This is a genomic window from Klebsiella spallanzanii (genome assembly GCF_902158555.1).
Lineage (GTDB): Bacteria > Pseudomonadota > Gammaproteobacteria > Enterobacterales > Enterobacteriaceae > Klebsiella > Klebsiella spallanzanii.
In genome coordinates this window covers 110,880-127,901 of the sequence record NZ_CABGGS010000012.1, presented here as the reverse complement: position 1 = coordinate 127,901, position 17,022 = coordinate 110,880, and the positions used below count along the sequence as shown (strand labels likewise).

At 52.5% G+C, this 17,022-nt stretch carries 13 protein-coding genes and 1 rRNA gene; 9 read left to right on the top strand and 5 right to left on the bottom strand.

Annotation, left to right across the window (positions count from 1 at the left end):
* Nucleotides 1-50: 50 nt before the first annotated feature.
* Complete coding sequence (gene asnC, locus FN082_RS11780) at nt 51-509, bottom strand: transcriptional regulator AsnC (RefSeq protein ID WP_004107306.1); 459 nt, start codon at nt 507-509, stop codon at nt 51-53.
* Nucleotides 510-661: 152 nt separating this feature from the next.
* On the opposite strand from asnC, the gene asnA reads away from it, so the two are divergent.
* Nucleotides 662-1,654: an aspartate--ammonia ligase gene (asnA, locus tag FN082_RS11775; protein WP_139538504.1), complete on the top strand. Its 993-nt coding sequence runs from the start codon at nt 662-664 to the stop codon at nt 1,652-1,654.
* Nucleotides 1,655-1,660: 6 nt separating this feature from the next.
* Here asnA and viaA read toward each other — a convergent pair whose 3' ends face one another.
* Both viaA and ravA read right to left on the bottom strand, forming a co-directional pair.
* Nucleotides 1,661-3,109 carry an ATPase RavA stimulator ViaA gene (gene viaA, locus FN082_RS11770; RefSeq protein WP_139538505.1) on the bottom strand — a complete coding sequence of 483 codons (1,449 nt, stop codon included), beginning with the start codon at nt 3,107-3,109 and terminating at the stop codon, nt 1,661-1,663.
* Nucleotides 3,106-4,605, bottom strand: a complete 1,500-nt coding sequence (gene ravA / locus FN082_RS11765) for an ATPase RavA (RefSeq protein ID WP_142465761.1) — start codon at nt 4,603-4,605, stop codon at nt 3,106-3,108. The genes viaA and ravA overlap by 4 nt, the downstream gene beginning before the upstream one ends.
* 342 nt (nt 4,606-4,947) lie before the next feature.
* On the opposite strand from ravA, the gene kup reads away from it, so the two are divergent.
* The 7 genes from kup (at nt 4,948) to rbsR (ending at nt 12,850) form a co-directional block, all read left to right on the top strand.
* Nucleotides 4,948-6,816 carry a low affinity potassium transporter Kup gene (gene kup, locus FN082_RS11760; protein WP_139538507.1) on the top strand — a complete coding sequence of 623 codons (1,869 nt, stop codon included), beginning with the start codon at nt 4,948-4,950 and terminating at the stop codon, nt 6,814-6,816.
* A 182-nt stretch (nt 6,817-6,998) separates the two neighbouring features.
* Nucleotides 6,999-7,418, top strand: a complete 420-nt coding sequence (gene rbsD, locus FN082_RS11750; protein WP_139538508.1) for a D-ribose pyranase — start codon at nt 6,999-7,001, stop codon at nt 7,416-7,418.
* Between the two features lie 10 nt (nt 7,419-7,428).
* A complete protein-coding gene (gene rbsA / locus FN082_RS11745) occupies nt 7,429-8,934 on the top strand; it encodes a ribose ABC transporter ATP-binding protein RbsA (protein ID WP_139538509.1) in 1,506 nt (501 codons plus the stop codon).
* A 5-nt stretch (nt 8,935-8,939) separates the two neighbouring features.
* Complete coding sequence (gene rbsC, locus FN082_RS11740; RefSeq protein ID WP_004855792.1) at nt 8,940-9,905, top strand: ribose ABC transporter permease; 966 nt, start codon at nt 8,940-8,942, stop codon at nt 9,903-9,905.
* A 27-nt stretch (nt 9,906-9,932) separates the two neighbouring features.
* On the top strand, nt 9,933-10,823 hold the full coding sequence (rbsB, locus tag FN082_RS11735) for a ribose ABC transporter substrate-binding protein RbsB (RefSeq protein ID WP_139538510.1): 891 nt from the start codon (nt 9,933-9,935) through the stop codon (nt 10,821-10,823).
* A 98-nt stretch (nt 10,824-10,921) separates the two neighbouring features.
* Entirely contained in the window at nt 10,922-11,854 is a 933-nt protein-coding gene (rbsK, locus tag FN082_RS11730) for a ribokinase (RefSeq protein WP_185932119.1), read from the top strand.
* A 3-nt stretch (nt 11,855-11,857) separates the two neighbouring features.
* Nucleotides 11,858-12,850: a ribose operon transcriptional repressor RbsR gene (gene rbsR, locus FN082_RS11725; RefSeq protein ID WP_139538511.1), complete on the top strand. Its 993-nt coding sequence runs from the start codon at nt 11,858-11,860 to the stop codon at nt 12,848-12,850.
* Here the strand turns inward: rbsR and mdtD are convergent.
* Both mdtD and FN082_RS11715 read right to left on the bottom strand, forming a co-directional pair.
* On the bottom strand, nt 12,847-14,244 hold the full coding sequence (mdtD, locus tag FN082_RS11720; RefSeq protein WP_139538512.1) for a multidrug transporter subunit MdtD: 1,398 nt from the start codon (nt 14,242-14,244) through the stop codon (nt 12,847-12,849). The two genes, rbsR and mdtD, sit on opposite strands and share 4 nt — an antisense overlap.
* Nucleotides 14,241-14,957, bottom strand: a complete 717-nt coding sequence (locus tag FN082_RS11715) for a FadR/GntR family transcriptional regulator (protein ID WP_139538513.1) — start codon at nt 14,955-14,957, stop codon at nt 14,241-14,243. Before FN082_RS11715 ends, mdtD begins: the two co-directional genes overlap by 4 nt.
* A 481-nt stretch (nt 14,958-15,438) precedes the next feature.
* On the opposite strand from FN082_RS11715, the gene FN082_RS11710 reads away from it, so the two are divergent.
* Nucleotides 15,439-16,978, top strand: a 16S ribosomal RNA gene (locus tag FN082_RS11710).
* The last annotated feature ends 44 nt before the right edge of the window (nt 16,979-17,022 follow it).

Genomic DNA, 17,022 nt, shown 5'->3' with positions numbered 1-17,022 from the left:
TGAGCGAGCTGGGATCTACCTGTGGAAAAATGTGGGATTAAAAAGCCCGATTATGGGCGGATAGTACGCATAATCGGGTTCTGCAGGACGATCAATGTCTCAGTGGACTGAATTTCATCAATTGTTTGGATCTTGTTGATAAGTACATGCTGAAGGGCATCAATCGATCGGCACATCACTTTTATAAAGATACTGTAGTGGCCGGTGGTGTAATACGCTTCAGTAACCTCATCCAGGCTGTTCAGTCTGGCCAGCGCGGACGGATAGTCTTTCGCGCTCTTCAGAATAATGCCGATAAAACAGCCCACATCGTAACCCAGCTGTTTTGGACTGACGTCGATACGCGCGCCGGTAATAATTCCAGCCTGCTTCATTTTCTCTACGCGAACGTGGATTGTCCCGGGACTGACGCCAAACTGTTTCGCCAGTTCGGCATAGGCGGTACGCGCATTGGCCATTAAAGCTTCGAGGATGCCGCGGTCCAGATTGTCGATTTGATAATTTTCCATAGGTTTTTCTTATGAAGTTTGATGAATCACTCTATTTTAGCGCCTTATATTAACGTATTAAAATCGATGGAGGCTTTTTGTTGTTTGATTATTGAATTGCAGCCCTGTTTTGTTGCTTAATCAATGGCAACAGGACGCAGGAGTAATAAAAAATGAAAACCGCATACATCGCAAAACAACGCCAGATTAGTTTCGTTAAGTCTCACTTTTCCCGTCAGCTTGAAGAGAAGCTCGGCCTGATCGAAGTTCAGGCGCCGATCTTAAGCCGCGTGGGGGATGGGACTCAGGATAACCTTTCTGGTTGCGAAAAAGCGGTTCAGGTTAAAGTGAAAACACTGCCAGACGCCCAGTTCGAAGTGGTTCATTCACTGGCGAAGTGGAAGCGTCAAACCCTGGGACAACACGACTTCAGCGCGGGTGAAGGGCTGTACACGCACATGAAGGCCCTTCGCCCCGATGAAGACCGGTTAACCGCCATCCATTCCGTTTACGTTGACCAGTGGGACTGGGAGCGTGTAATGGGTGACGAAGAACGCCACGGCGGAACGCTGAAATCAACCGTTGAAGCGATCTATGCAGGGATCAAGGCGACTGAAGCTGCCGTCAGTAAAGAGTTCGGCTTGACGCCGTTCCTGCCGGAGACGATCCAGTTTGTCCATAGCGAGGAGCTGCTCAGTCGCTATCCTGATCTTGATGCCAAAGGCCGCGAGCGGGCGATCGCTAAAGAGCTGGGTGCGGTATTCCTGATCGGCATTGGCGGCAAACTGTCTGATGGTCAGCGTCACGATGTGCGTGCGCCAGATTATGATGACTGGAGCACGCCTGCTGCAGAAGGCTTTGCGGGTCTGAACGGCGATATTCTGGTATGGAACCCGGTTCTGGAAGATGCGTTCGAGCTCTCTTCAATGGGCATCCGTGTTGATGCTGAAGCGCTGAAACGCCAGCTTGCCATCACCGGTGATGAAGATCGTCTGAAGCTGGAATGGCACCAGGCGCTGTTGCGCGGAGAAATGCCGCAGACTATTGGCGGCGGTATTGGTCAATCTCGTTTGACGATGCTGCTCCTGCAGCTTGACCATATCGGCCAGGTACAGTGCGGCGTATGGCCAACGCAGATTCGTCAAAGCGTTGCTGCTCTTCTTTAGTTGCTGTTAACGCCGCCAGCGTCGCAGCAGGCGGCTACGTAACCCGGTATCAAAGCGCCAGATATGATCGAAAATGCGCATGATACCGGGCTTGCCGTGTACCGACATCGCCACCGCATGAAAACGGTGCTGATGTTTATGCTGTAGCTCTCCCACCTTATTGATCACCTCATCCGGCAATCGCTGGGCAATAAAATCAGAAATCACCACTGCATCAGCATCTACCCACTGCGGGTTCTGCATGCGCTCAATGACGGCCCGGAAGCAGCTGGCCAGATCGGTACCGCCGCGAAAACGCTGGCTTAAGAAACGGATCGCCTGTTCCAGACCTTGGGGGCCAGTGAGTTCGTAATGCACCACTTCGCTGGAAAACAGCATAATGAAGCAGCGGCGGTTATCCGCCAGCGCTACCCGCATTAGCGCCAGGCAAAAGGCCTTAGCGCACTGTTCATTAAATCCGCCCATTGAGCCGGAAGTATCGACGCAGACGATAAACGGCCCTCGCGGCTGTTCATCAAAATCCTGACGAGTGACTGGGCGTTCTGTTATCTTTTCCTTCCACGCATCGCCGTGTAGTCGATAGGTCAGTAGCTGTTTTTCCACCAGCTTGCGATAGAATTCAAACTCCAGCTCGGTAATGCCCAGGGTGGCAAGCTCCGGCGGCAGCAGACGCAAAATATCGTCGCTCTGCTGGAGTCCGTCGACCTGTTCCGGTACGGTGGCTGGTTCTCTTACCAGGCTGCGGAAGGTCTCCATTGGCGCATCTTTCTTCGGCACCGCTTTCGCTTCACGCGACCGTCCAAGCTGTTCGGCCAGCTGCATTAACTCTGGCTGTTGAGTCAAAAAATCCCCGTAGCGAACGATCAGCTGATAATCGCCGCGTTTTAGTTCGCCGGCGCTCATATCCCACAGGTGTCCCGCCGCATTGTCATTTTCCACCAGCACCGGCTCCAGCTGACCGCTGAGGGTCATACGTTCCTGGACTTCGCTCAGCAGCTGCTCGCGCTCTTCATCCAGCAGTTGCTGATTGAGAGAGGTCGCCTGCACGACCAGACTCAGACGCCAGCGCTGTAGGAATAACGTGTGCAGCGCTGGCGTAAAGGAGTGGTTGTTATCCACCAGTTGCTGCGCCTGGCTGGCAAAAGGGGAATGGAGTCTGTGTAGCTGGTTCAGTATTTGTGGAAGCTGAACGATAAACTGCGAGGTGGAAAGACGCTGAGACTGCTGATAGCACTGAACTTCCGCATCCAGTTCGGGAGGGATATGAGTCTCTTTTAGCCGCGATCTCACCGCCTCACGCCAACGTGGAATGTCGGCGGCGATAATGTTTTTGAGCCGCGGAAATTTTTCAAAGAAAATGGCTAGCTGAGGCGCCGCCAGCAGTGCCAGCAGCATCTCATCGATCATTCCCTCTTCGCCGACTGCCAGCATGACATTCAGCATATCCAGGGTCATGACTGGCGCGCCTGTTTAATCTGCGCCCCAACGTCCTGTAGGCTGGCTTCAATACGCCCCAGCCATTCGCTGGGGATAAACAGACATTTTTGCTGTTCGCTGAAGCGGTTATGTTGCTGGTGCCACTCTTCGTCCAGCGCCTCCAACTGTTGCCTGATTTCGGTGGGCATATGTTCCCGTGATTCACTACCGGGTAGGGAGAGACGAGAACCCTGCAAGCTGACATCGCGCACAACCAGATGCTGGCTGGTATCAACATCCATATTCAACTGCTGGGCAAAACCAATCCCATTGAGCTTGCCGCGGATCTCACCGCCTTTTTCCAGCCAATGAGCCAACTCTTCACGGATAAACGTAATATGAATTACTTCCAAATCGTGCAGTTTTAGCGGCTGCTGAAGGAGCAGAGTTAGCGTGGTATCCTGCACTTCCGCAGGTAGTTCATAATGAGGTTTACGGCTAAACATGCCGCCGAGACGGGTAACTTTTAGCGCAGTTTTATCGCTTTGCTGCTGTTGAAGCTGAATTCGCCTTTGAATTATCGCCCCCAGACGCGTGAGCATCGTCTGCTGCTGCCAGGCGTGGCTGGTCATTAAGGTCTCCAGCTGTGCTGACATCAGATTCATCGTCTCGATATTGTGCCACAGGCAATCCTTCAGCAGGATCAGGTCAATTGGGGCAATGGTATCGCGGCCGCTGAAGAAGGCGCTGGCTTGTAACAGACGGATGGCTTTTTTCCAGCGGCGATCGGAGACATAGGGCGCGTTTGGTAACGTATCAAGCTGCTGGCGCAGCTGAAAAATCAGTTCAAAAACGCTGTCCGGTAGCTTCACGCTGCCGATATCCTGCTGCCATTGCAGGAATTCTTCGTCGCTGACCTGCAAATTCTCCGGGACAGGGTTACTGTTCTCGTCCTGTTGGCTTATCAGCATTGAGCGGAAGTTGGTTTTATCCTGTACCTTATCCAGCCACAAACGAATAAGCATACGATCGTATAAGGCTTCCAGGCTGTTGTCCGCCTCTGGAAGCTCGTTCGATGCTGCCACCAGCAGGCGCATGGGGATTTTCTCTTCGGTCGCCCCATTGCGGAAATGGCGCTCGTTTATTGCCGTCAGTAGCGTGTTGAGGATTGCCGGGCCAGCTTTCCAGATCTCATCGAGAAAAACAATTTCGGCCTCCGGAAGATAACCGGCGGTCAAACGCTCGTAACGTCCTTCATCTTTCAGCGCCTGAATGGAGAGCGGGCCAAATACTTCTTCCGGCGTGGAAAAGCGGGTCATCAGGTATTCAAACGCGCGAGCCTGCTTGAAGGCGAACTTGAGGCGACGGGCAATCAGGCTTTTGGCGATGCCCGGCGGGCCGAGCAGAAAAACGCTCTCGCCGCTGAGTGCCGCAAGTAGACAAAGGCGTATTGCGTGGCTGCGTTCAAAGAGTCCTTTTTCCAGGGCGGCGCTGAGCCGGGAAATTCTTTCTGCCAGTAAATGTGATTGAGCCATAATAGAGTTGCGTGCTTTTTAGAATGTCGTTGTTAAGTCGAGTATAGATGTTTGATTAGGGGTGGTAATAGCCTGAAGAATCGATTTATTTTCTTTGAGTCAGGTTAAGATGATGTCAGTTAGGGGTACGATTCAGCAAATAATCGTGCATACTGTGCGCTTTTTGTGGGCCAAGGGACCAGGAACACATTTGTTTTATATACACAAAAATGTTCAGGATGCGTCAAGGCGGCAAGGGATGAAATCCCCTGGAGCATAGATAGCTATGTGACTGGGGTTTCTGAGCGCAGCCAACGCAGAAGCAGCTTGAAGAGTGATGTGTATAAACGAAAAGACTAGTCTATGAGCTCTGATAATAAGCAATCGTTGCCGGCAATAACGCTGGCGGCAATCGGCGTGGTATACGGCGATATCGGTACCAGCCCACTTTATACACTTCGTGAATGTCTGTCGGGTCAGTTTGGCTTTGGCGTTGAGCGTGATGCTGTTTTTGGCTTCCTGTCGCTCATTTTTTGGCTATTAATTCTTACCGTATCACTCAAATACATTACTTTCGTTATGCGAGCAGATAACGCCGGTGAAGGTGGGATCCTGACGTTAATGTCGCTGGCGGGGCGAAATACGTCTGCGCGAGCGACGTCGGTTTTGGTGATACTTGGGCTTATCGGCGGTAGTTTCTTCTATGGCGAAGTGGTGATTACCCCTGCAATCTCGGTGATGTCGGCGATAGAGGGGCTGGAAATTATTGCACCCGATCTGGATACCTGGGTCGTCCCTATATCTATTATTGTCCTGACGCTGCTGTTTGCTATCCAGAAGCACGGTACCAGCATGGTAGGTAAGCTATTCGCGCCGATTATGCTTATCTGGTTCCTGCTGTTGGCGGTACTTGGCGCGCGCAGCATCTTTGCTAACCCGGAAGTGCTGCAGGCGTTGAACCCATACTGGGCGGTTCACTTTTTCCTCGAATATAAAACCGTCTCCTTTGTGGCGTTAGGGGCGGTTGTCCTGTCTATTACCGGCGTGGAAGCGCTCTATGCCGATATGGGGCACTTCGGTAAATTGCCAATTCGCCTGGCCTGGTTTTCAGTGGTGTTGCCTTCGCTGGTGCTGAACTATTTTGGTCAGGGCGCGCTGTTGTTAAAACATCCGGAAGCGATTAAGAACCCATTCTTCCTGCTGGCGCCCGAGTGGGCGTTGATTCCGATGCTGATTATCGCCGCCCTGGCGACGGTTATCGCTTCCCAGGCGGTTATCTCCGGCGTCTTCTCGCTAACTCGTCAGGCGGTGCGTCTGGGGTACCTGTCGCCGATGCGTATTATTCATACCTCGGAGATGGAGTCCGGCCAGATTTATATCCCGTTTATCAACTGGCTGCTCTATATCTCGGTGGTCATCGTGATTGTTAACTTTGAACATTCGTCGAATCTGGCTGCGGCATATGGTATTGCGGTGACGGGGACGATGGTTCTGACGACGATTCTGTTCACCACGGTGGCGCGTCAAAACTGGCACTGGAATAAGTTTGTTGTCGCGCTCCTGCTGGTGGCATTCATGTGCATCGACATCCCGCTGTTTTCGGCGAACCTAGATAAAATCGTCTCCGGCGGCTGGCTACCGCTAACGCTTGGTTTAGTGATGTTTATCATCATGACAACCTGGAAGAGCGAGCGTTTCCGCCTGCTCCGCCGGATGCATGAACATGGCAATTCACTGGAAGCGATGATCTCATCCCTTGAAAAATCGCCGCCGGTTCGCGTACCGGGGACCGCCGTCTATATGTCCCGAGCGCTAAACGTAATACCTTTTGCCCTGTTGCATAACCTGAAGCATAACAAGGTGCTGCATGAGCGGGTGATTCTGCTGACGCTGCGTACTGAAGATGCGCCGTATGTGCATAACGTCCGCCGCGTACAGATCGAGCAGATTTCACCATCGTTCTGGCGGGTAGTCGCCAGCTATGGCTGGCGCGAAACGCCGAATGTTGAAGAAGTTTTCCACCGCTGCGGGCTGGAGGGACTGAGCTGCCGGATGATGGAGACCTCTTTCTTTATGTCGCATGAGTCGCTGATCATCGGCAAACGGCCGTGGTATTTGCGTTTACGCGGTAAGCTGTATCTCCTGTTGCAGCGCAACGCCTTGCGCGCCCCGGACCAGTTCGAAATCCCACCTAACCGAGTAATTGAACTCGGCACCCAGGTCGAGATTTGATTCTCTAAAGCCCTTCCTTTGTGAAGGGCTTTTTGTTGTTTGTTATTCCGACATCCTTCCTTTGCCTCAGTTTGCGAAACGTTTCGATGGCGATCACAATTCTCACATCTGATGATGGTTTTCTGCTCTCCTATTGCTAATACTTATATGAGCGAAACGTTTCGCTAGTGGAGTAAAGAGAAATGAAAAAAGGTACCGTACTCAATGCTGATATTTCGTCGGTTATCTCCCGCTTGGGTCATACCGATACGCTGGTGGTTTGCGATGCCGGGTTACCTGTTCCCCGCAGTAGCGCACGTATCGATATGGCGTTAACCCAAGGGGTGCCCTCCTTTATGCAGGTTCTGGAGGTAGTGACGAGCGAAATGCAGGTTGAAGCGGCTATCCTCGCGGAAGAGATTAAAACCCTTAATCCGCAGCTCCACACGATGTTGCTCAATCATCTTGAGCAGCTGCAGCAACACCAGGGAAACACTATTGAAATTCGTTACACCAGTCATGAGCAGTTCAAAAAAGAAACCGCAGATAGTCAGGCGGTGATTCGCAGCGGGGAGTGTTCCCCGTATGCGAACGTTATTCTCTGTGCCGGCGTGACGTTCTGAGGTCGCCGATATGGAAGCCTTATTGCAATTAAAAGGGATCGATAAAGCGTTCCCTGGCGTTAAAGCGCTCTCCGGCGCCTCGCTAAACGTTTATCCTGGCCGCGTCATGGCGCTGGTCGGGGAAAACGGTGCTGGTAAATCCACCATGATGAAGGTGCTGACCGGTATCTACTCCCGCGATGCTGGCTCTTTACTGTGGTTGGGAAAAGAAACCACCTTCAATGGACCCAAATCTTCTCAGGAAGCCGGAATCGGCATCATTCACCAGGAGCTAAACCTGATCCCGCAACTGACGATTGCCGAGAATATCTTCCTCGGTCGTGAGTTTGTGAATCGCTTTGGCAAAATTGACTGGAAAACGATGTACGCCGAAGCCGATAAACTGCTGGCAAAGCTGAATTTACGCTTTAACAGTCAGAAATTGGTGGGCGATCTGTCGATTGGCGATCAGCAGATGGTCGAGATAGCCAAAGTGCTCAGCTTTGAGTCGAAGGTCATCATTATGGATGAACCGACCGATGCGCTGACTGACACCGAGACCGAATCCCTGTTCCGCGTGATCCGCGAACTAAAATCGCAGGGGCGCGGTATTGTCTATATCTCCCACCGTATGAAAGAGATCTTCGAGATTTGCGATGACGTCACGGTATTTCGCGATGGGCAGTTTATCGCCGAGCGTGAAGTGACCAGTCTGGATGAAGATCTGCTGATTGAGATGATGGTAGGCCGCAAACTGGAAGACCAGTATCCGCATCTGGATAAAACCCCAGGCGCGGTTCGCCTTAAGGTCGACAACCTGTGCGGCTCTGGCGTGGAGAACATCTCCTTTACGCTGCATCAGGGCGAGATTCTTGGCGTTGCCGGGCTGATGGGCGCCGGGCGCACCGAGCTGATGAAGGTGCTGTACGGCGCGCTGCCGCGCAGCAGCGGTTCGGTCACGCTGGATGGCCGGGAAGTGGTGACTCGTTCTCCGCAGGATGGCCTGGCAAACGGCATCGTTTATATCTCTGAAGACCGTAAGCGCGACGGCTTAGTGCTTGGCATGTCGGTTAAAGAGAACATGTCGCTGACCGCGCTGCGCTACTTCAGCCGCGGCGGCGGTAGCCTCAAGCATAAAGATGAACAGCAGGCGGTGAGTGATTTTATCCGCCTGTTTAATGTGAAAACGCCTTCGATGGAACAAGCCATTGGCCTGCTTTCCGGCGGCAACCAGCAGAAAGTCGCGATAGCTCGTGGACTGATGACCCGCCCGAAGGTGCTGATCCTTGATGAACCGACCCGCGGCGTGGACGTTGGGGCGAAGAAAGAGATCTACCAACTGATTAACCAGTTTAAAGCCGAAGGCCTGAGCATCATTCTGGTCTCTTCGGAGATGCCGGAAGTATTGGGTATGAGCGATCGCATTATGGTGATGCATGAAGGGCATCTCGGCGGTGAATTCACACGCGAGCAGGCCACCCAGGAAGTATTGATGGCTGCCGCTGTGGGCAAGCTTAATCGTGTGAATCAGGAGTAAAAAAGATGAATAACCCGGCTGTTTCTGGTCGTCGCTACTTCACAAAAGCGTGGCTAATGGAGCAAAAATCGCTGATTGCACTACTGGTGCTGATTGCAATTGTTTCGACCATGAGCCCCAACTTTTTTACCGTGAACAACCTGTTCAATATTCTGCAGCAGACTTCCGTTAACGCCATTATGGCGGTAGGGATGACGCTGGTTATTTTGACGTCGGGTATCGACCTGTCCGTCGGTTCCCTGCTGGCGCTGACCGGTGCGGTTGCCGCTTCGATTGTCGGGATTGAGGTTAATGCGCTGGTGGCGGTTGCCGCTGCACTGGCATTAGGTGCGGCAATTGGCGCTGTCACCGGCGTTATTGTGGCGAAAGGGCGCGTACAGGCATTTATCGCCACGCTGGTGATGATGCTTCTGCTGCGTGGTGTAACCATGGTTTATACCAACGGTAGTCCGGTAAATACCGGCTTTACCGACAATGCCGATCTGTTTGGCTGGTTCGGGATTGGCCGCCCGCTGGGGATCCCAACCCCGGTGTGGATTATGGCGATTGTCTTCCTGGCCGCCTGGTACATGCTGCACCATACTCGCCTGGGTCGTTATATCTACGCGCTCGGTGGTAATGAGGCGGCAACCCGTCTTTCAGGCATCAGCGTCAATAAAGTTAAAATCATCGTCTATTCTTTGTGCGGCATGCTGGCTTCGCTGGCCGGGATTATTGAAGTTGCGCGTCTCTCTTCCGCGCAGCCAACGGCGGGTACAGGTTATGAACTGGATGCGATTGCTGCGGTAGTGCTCGGTGGTACCAGCCTTGCGGGCGGTAAAGGGCGTATTGTCGGTACGTTGATCGGTGCGCTGATCCTCGGCTTCCTGAACAACGGTTTGAATTTATTAGGCGTTTCATCCTATTACCAGATGATCGTAAAAGCGGTGGTCATTCTGCTGGCGGTACTGGTAGATAACAAGAAGCAGTAACTGAGAACTCTACAGGACATCTTAACTATGAATATGAAAAAACTGGCGACCCTGGTCTCTGCTGTAGCTTTAAGTGCGACCGTAAGCGCAAACGCGATGGCAAAAGACACTATCGCTCTGGTTATCTCTACGCTTAACAACCCATTTTTTGTCTCGTTGAAGGATGGCGCGCAAAAAGAAGCGGACAAACTCGGCTATAACCTGGTGGTTCTGGATTCTCAGAACAACCCGGCGAAAGAGCTGGCTAACGTTCAGGATTTAACCGTTCGTGGCGCTAAGCTGCTGCTGATTAACCCAACGGATTCTGATGCGGTTGGCAACGCAGTGAAGCTGGCAAACCAGGCTAAAATTCCGGTCATTACTCTTGACCGTCAGGCATCAAAGGGTGAAGTGGTTAGCCATATCGCTTCTGATAACGTGCTGGGCGGCAAGATGGCGGGTGACTATATCGCGAAGAAAGTGGGCGAGAGCGCGAAGATCATTGAACTACAAGGAATTGCGGGGACATCTGCGGCACGTGAACGCGGCGAAGGTTTCCAGCAGGCCGTTGCGGCACATAAGTTTAACGTACTGGCCAGTCAGCCAGCCGATTTTGACCGCACTAAAGGCCTGAACGTCATGCAGAACCTGCTGACGGCGCACCCTGACGTGCAGGCAGTATTTGCCCAGAACGATGAAATGGCGCTGGGGGCATTGCGTGCTCTGCAAACAGCGGGTAAATCTGATGTGATGGTCGTTGGATTTGATGGCACTCCGGATGGCGAGAAAGCGGTAAACAGTGGCAAACTGGCAGCGACCATCGCCCAGTTACCGGAGCAGATCGGCGTGAAAGGCGTTGAGACAGCCGATAAAGTGCTGAAGGGCGAAAAAGTGGATGCCAGCTATCCGGTTGAGTTGAAACTGGTCATTAAGCAATAATGTGCGATTCGGGCCGGTGACGGTCCGAGGGACAACATAATAAAGAAAAGCAGGGCATGCGCCACCGGATTCCGGTGGCGCGCTTTCCGGGAATATTGATTATGAAAACCGCAGGTAAACTTGTCGTCCTTGGTAGTATCAACGCCGATCACATTCTTAACCTCGAGGCCTTCCCTACGCCTGGTGAAACCGTCACCGGTCATCATTATCAGGTCGCTTTTGGCGGTAAGGGCGCAAACCAGGCCGTTGCTGCCGGGCGCAGTGGGGCAAATATCGCTTTTATCGCCTGTACCGGCGATGACGACATCGGCGAACGCGTCCGTCGTCAGTTGGAAAGCGATAACATTGACGTTGCGCCAGTAAGAGCGGTTGCCGATGAATCAACCGGCGTGGCGCTGATTTTTGTTAACGCGGAAGGTGAAAATACCATCGGTATTCATGCCGGTGCTAATGCCGCACTCTCTGTTGCGCAGGTTGATGCTGAAAAAGAGCGTATTGCCAGCGCTCAGGCTCTGTTGATGCAGCTGGAATCGCCGCTGGAAAGCGTACTGGCGGCGGCAAAAATTGCTCACCAAAATCAAACTTCAGTGATCCTCAATCCCGCACCGGCTCGTGAACTGCCGGATGAACTGTTAGCGCTGGTGGATATCATTACCCCTAACGAAACAGAAGCGGAAAAGCTGACCGGCATTCGTGTGGAAAACGACGATGATGCGGCAAAAGCCGCTAAAGTGCTCCATGATAAAGGTATTGGTACGGTGATCATTACCCTTGGCAGCCGTGGCGTATGGGCCAGCTGCGAAGGTGAAGGTCGCCGGGTTCCCGGTTTTAAAGTGCAGGCAGTGGACACTATTGCTGCTGGCGATACCTTCAATGGTGCGCTGGTCACTGCGCTACTTGAAGGTAGCAAACTGGCGGAGGCCATTCGTTTTGCCCATGCTGCTGCGGCCATCGCTGTCACCCGTAAAGGGGCTCAGCCCTCCGTGCCATGGCGAAAAGAGATAGACGAATTTTTACGTCAACAGGGGTAATGTTTGGCCACCATGAAGGATGTAGCCCGTATTGCGGGCGTTTCCACTTCGACGGTTTCTCATGTCATCAACAAAGATCGCTTCGTTAGCGAAGCGATTACCGCTAAAGTCGACGCCGCGATCAAGAGCCTCAACTACGCTCCCTCCGCGCTGGCGCGCAGTCTGAAATTAAACCAAACCCGCACTATTGGTATGCTCATCACCGCCAGTACCAACCCGTTTTACTCGGAGCTGGTACGTGGTGTGGAGCGCAGCTGTTTTGAGCGGGGCTACAGCCTGGTGCTGTGTAACACCGAAGGCGATGAGCAGCGGATGAACCGTAATCTTGAGACGCTGATGCAAAAGCGCGTCGACGGTTTACTGCTGTTATGTACTGAAACCCATCAACCCTCGCCGGAAATTATGCAACGCTACCCTTCTGTCCCGACGGTGATGATGGACTGGGCACCGTTTGACGGCGATAGCGATCTGATTCAGGACAACTCTTTGCTCGGCGGCGATATAGCGACGCAGTATCTAATTGATCAAGGCCATACGCGGATTGCCTGCATTGCAGGGCCACTGGATAAAACGCCAGCTCGGCTGCGCCTCGAAGGCTATCAGGCTGCGATGAGCCGTGCCGGACTCGTGGTGCCTGAAGGATATGTGATTAGCAGTGATTTTGAGTTTGGCGGCGGATTTAGCGCGATGCAGAAACTGCTGACTCTGCGAGAGCTGCCGCAGGCGGTATTTGTTGGTAATGATGCGATGGCGGTTGGCGCTTATCAGGCTCTTTATCAGAGCGGGTTACGTATCCCACAGGATATGGCGCTGGTGGGGTATGACGACATTGAACTGGCACGCTACATGACGCCACCGCTGACCACTATTCATCAGCCTAAAGATGAGCTGGGCGAGCTGGCCATTGACGTGTTGATTCACCGAATGGCCGAGCCGGGACAAAAACAGCAGCGCGTTCAATTAACACCTGAGCTGGTGGTTCGCGGCTCAGCCTAACGCTTGTGCCGCTCCTTAATCAGGTTGCGGCCATCTTTTGCTCTTAATAAGGCAAATACCAGCGCCGATACCACAGTGATGGCTCCCATGGTAATAAAAGTGTAGTGGAACTGCTCGATGGTATTTGCGCTATCGAATCCTTCATAAAACCTCAGAACAGCCGCGCTAATGGCGACCCCAAGACTGATGGATAGCTGCTGAGTAACCGCCAGCATACTGTTGCCGCTGCTGGCATTTTCATCGGTTAAATCGGCGAGCGTGATAGTGTTCATTGATGTGAACTGGGTGGACATCGCCATCCCCAGAACGAATAGCGGTAGTAACAACATCCAGATCGACATATCCGGTGATTGTAGTGAAAACTGAGCGATCATCAGGCCAATAAATACCGTTACCCCAACGAGCGTTTTTCGGTAGCCAAACCAGCGAAGAATCTGAGTAACGGTTGATTTCGCGATAATCGAACCGATAGCCGTAGGCGCGATCATGCAGCCTGCGATAATCGCCGGATAACCAAAACCGACCTGTAGCATCAGAGGCATCAGGAACGGAACACAGCCGGTGCCCAGCCGTGTGGCCAGATTTCCTGCAATCCCGACGGAAAAGGTGTGCGTTTTAAATAAAGAAAGTGAAATGAGCGGTGCGGGGTGATGGCGTGCATGGCGAATATAGGCCCACAGTAAAATAACGCTCAGGGCGATAATGGCCAGGGCAATCCATGTGGCAACGATCTTCTCGCCAAAGAGTTCGATTCCGCTGGAAAATAGCACCAGGCTCAAACCAAACAGTAGAAAACCGAGAGTATCAAAGCGGCGTCGGGGCGTGGTGAAATCCGGCATATACCTGCGGGCGTACACGATGCCGATAATGCCGATGGGAATATTAATCAGGAAAATCCAGTGCCAGCTAGCCCAGGTGACCAATACGCCACCAAGTACCGGTCCGAGAATAGGGCCCACCAATCCTGGCATCGTGACGAAGTTTAGCACTGGCAGTAATTCACTGCGCGGATAGGCGCGCAGTAATGCCAGCCTTGCCACCGGCATCATCATCGCCCCGCCAATACCCTGAATGACGCGAAAGATAACCAACTCTGTAAGGGAGTTAGAAAGGGCGCAGGCAAGAGAACCGAGGGTGAACAAGCTGACGGCAATGATAAACACTTTTCGTGTGCCGAAGCGGTCGGCCAGCCAGCCGCTAACCGGAATAAGCATGGCTACCGTAAGCGTATAGCTGATGATGGCCGATTGCATTGCCAGTGGTGAACGGTTGAGGCTATGGGCGATAGCTGGAAGGGCGGTGTTCAGAATGGTGGCGTCAAGCGCCTGCATAAAAAAGGCCATCGCTGCAATCCACGGCAGCCCGGCCATACTACGCCCTTTCTTCTCGGTCATTCGATACCCTTGTTATTACCTGAATGGTTTGGCGCATTCAACAAGGCCTGGCAGGCGCTAAGCGCTCGTAAGCCGTCGCTATCCAGAATAGCATCAACAATTGCCTGATGGAGATCCAGCTTCACCACTTCATTTTGCGTAATAGAGGTGAAGTAGGTGTGATAAACGGAATGGAATAAAGAAGCGAAAGAGGTCAGAAAAGGATTTCCGCTCATTTCATATATATGTTCATGCCAGGCCATATCGACTTCAATCCAGCGTTCACGCTGAAAGTTCCTCTTCAGCTCAACCATCTCCTCCATCAAGGTATTAAGCTGCGCTTTTTGTTCTGGGGTGCCTGAGGTTGCTGCCAGGAAACAGGCTTGAGGCTCCAGGCTTCCGCGCATAACGAGGAAATGACTGACAACATCAGGGAAATTATCCTCCGTGAGCCACCAGGCCAGCAGCTCTTTGTCGAGAAAGTTCCAACTACTGCGCGGCATGACTCGGGTGCCGATGCGTGGGCGTGGTAAAAGCATACCTTTTGCCGTCAGCGTCTTAACCGCTTCACGTACGGCCGTGCGGCTTACGCCGAATTGTTCACCCAGCTCCATCTCTCCAGGAAGGATACTTTCTGGCTGATATTCACCGGTCAGGATTTTTTGAGCCAGTTTCTCCGCTAATAACCAGGAGATATTCTTTTGTGCCGCCAGCTGCTGTGCGCTTAAAGACATAAATGCCGTTCCTTTCTCTTTTTTACCTTACCAGTATGCCATCTGGCAGCTTACTTCGTTGGTTAAAACGGCAAAACGCCGGTTTTTTGCTACATTACACGCCGTTGTGGTGAAAAAAGAGACGGTTAAAAAGTTTTTTGCAATTACCTCTTGTCACTTCAGAATTACTCCCTATAATGCGCCTCCACTGACACGGAACAACGGCTTACAGGCCGCCGGGTTAGCGGGGTTCAGCGATGAACGCCGGCAGAGAAAAGCGAAAATAAACGCTTGACTCTGAATGAGGAAAACGTATTATACGGGACCTCGCAACGGTGAGCGAAAGCCGCGTTGCACTGCTCTTTAACAATTTATCAGACAATCTGTGTGGGCACTCAAAGTGACATGGATTCTTAACGTCCTCGGACGAAAAATGAATACCAAGTCTCAAAGAGTGAACACGTAATTCATTACGAAGTTTAATTCTACGAGCATCAAACTTAAATTGAAGAGTTTGATCATGGCTCAGATTGAACGCTGGCGGCAGGCCTAACACATGCAAGTCGAACGGTAGCACAGAGAGCTTGCTCTCGGGTGACGAGTGGCGGACGGGTGAGTAATGTCTGGGAAACTGCCTGATGGAGGGGGATAACTACTGGAAACGGTAGCTAATACCGCATAACGTCGCAAGACCAAAGAGGGGGACCTTCGGGCCTCTTGCCATCAGATGTGCCCAGATGGGATTAGCTAGTAGGTGGGGTAACGGCTCACCTAGGCGACGATCCCTAGCTGGTCTGAGAGGATGACCAGCCACACTGGAACTGAGACACGGTCCAGACTCCTACGGGAGGCAGCAGTGGGGAATATTGCACAATGGGCGCAAGCCTGATGCAGCCATGCCGCGTGTATGAAGAAGGCCTTCGGGTTGTAAAGTACTTTCAGCGGGGAGGAAGGCATTAAGGTTAATAACCTTAGTGATTGACGTTACCCGCAGAAGAAGCACCGGCTAACTCCGTGCCAGCAGCCGCGGTAATACGGAGGGTGCAAGCGTTAATCGGAATTACTGGGCGTAAAGCGCACGCAGGCGGTCTGTCAAGTCGGATGTGAAATCCCCGGGCTCAACCTGGGAACTGCATTCGAAACTGGCAGGCTGGAGTCTTGTAGAGGGGGGTAGAATTCCAGGTGTAGCGGTGAAATGCGTAGAGATCTGGAGGAATACCGGTGGCGAAGGCGGCCCCCTGGACAAAGACTGACGCTCAGGTGCGAAAGCGTGGGGAGCAAACAGGATTAGATACCCTGGTAGTCCACGCTGTAAACGATGTCGACTTGGAGGTTGTTCCCTTGAGGAGTGGCTTCCGGAGCTAACGCGTTAAGTCGACCGCCTGGGGAGTACGGCCGCAAGGTTAAAACTCAAATGAATTGACGGGGGCCCGCACAAGCGGTGGAGCATGTGGTTTAATTCGATGCAACGCGAAGAACCTTACCTACTCTTGACATCCAGAGAACTTAGCAGAGATGCTTTGGTGCCTTCGGGAACTCTGAGACAGGTGCTGCATGGCTGTCGTCAGCTCGTGTTGTGAAATGTTGGGTTAAGTCCCGCAACGAGCGCAACCCTTATCCTTTGTTGCCAGCGGTCCGGCCGGGAACTCAAAGGAGACTGCCAGTGATAAACTGGAGGAAGGTGGGGATGACGTCAAGTCATCATGGCCCTTACGAGTAGGGCTACACACGTGCTACAATGGCATATACAAAGAGAAGCGACCTCGCGAGAGCAAGCGGACCTCATAAAGTATGTCGTAGTCCGGATTGGAGTCTGCAACTCGACTCCATGAAGTCGGAATCGCTAGTAATCGTGGATCAGAATGCCACGGTGAATACGTTCCCGGGCCTTGTACACACCGCCCGTCACACCATGGGAGTGGGTTGCAAAAGAAGTAGGTAGCTTAACCTTCGGGAGGGCGCTTACCACTTTGTGATTCATGACTGGGGTGAAGTCGTAACAAGGTAACCGTAGGGGAACCTGCGGTTGGATCACCTCCTTACCTTAAAGAACCTGCCTTTGTAGTGCTCACACAGATTGTCTGAT

Excerpts from the sequence above, each read along its gene's own strand:
- FN082_RS11715 (WP_139538513.1), bottom strand. The coding sequence starts at position 14,957 with ATGTCTTTAAGCGCACAGCAGCTGGCGGCACAAAAGAATATCTCCTGG.
- rbsC (WP_004855792.1), top strand. The coding sequence starts at position 8,940 with ATGAATAACCCGGCTGTTTCTGGTCGTCGCTACTTCACAAAAGCGTGG.
- rbsD (WP_139538508.1), top strand. The coding sequence starts at position 6,999 with ATGAAAAAAGGTACCGTACTCAATGCTGATATTTCGTCGGTTATCTCC.
- ravA (WP_142465761.1), bottom strand. The coding sequence starts at position 4,605 with ATGGCTCAATCACATTTACTGGCAGAAAGAATTTCCCGGCTCAGCGCC.
- asnC (WP_004107306.1), bottom strand. The coding sequence starts at position 509 with ATGGAAAATTATCAAATCGACAATCTGGACCGCGGCATCCTCGAAGCT.
- kup (WP_139538507.1), top strand. The coding sequence starts at position 4,948 with ATGAGCTCTGATAATAAGCAATCGTTGCCGGCAATAACGCTGGCGGCA.
- rbsB (WP_139538510.1), top strand. The coding sequence starts at position 9,933 with ATGAATATGAAAAAACTGGCGACCCTGGTCTCTGCTGTAGCTTTAAGT.
- asnA (WP_139538504.1), top strand. The coding sequence starts at position 662 with ATGAAAACCGCATACATCGCAAAACAACGCCAGATTAGTTTCGTTAAG.
- rbsA (WP_139538509.1), top strand. The coding sequence starts at position 7,429 with ATGGAAGCCTTATTGCAATTAAAAGGGATCGATAAAGCGTTCCCTGGC.
- viaA (WP_139538505.1), bottom strand. The coding sequence starts at position 3,109 with ATGACCCTGGATATGCTGAATGTCATGCTGGCAGTCGGCGAAGAGGGA.
- mdtD (WP_139538512.1), bottom strand. The coding sequence starts at position 14,244 with ATGACCGAGAAGAAAGGGCGTAGTATGGCCGGGCTGCCGTGGATTGCA.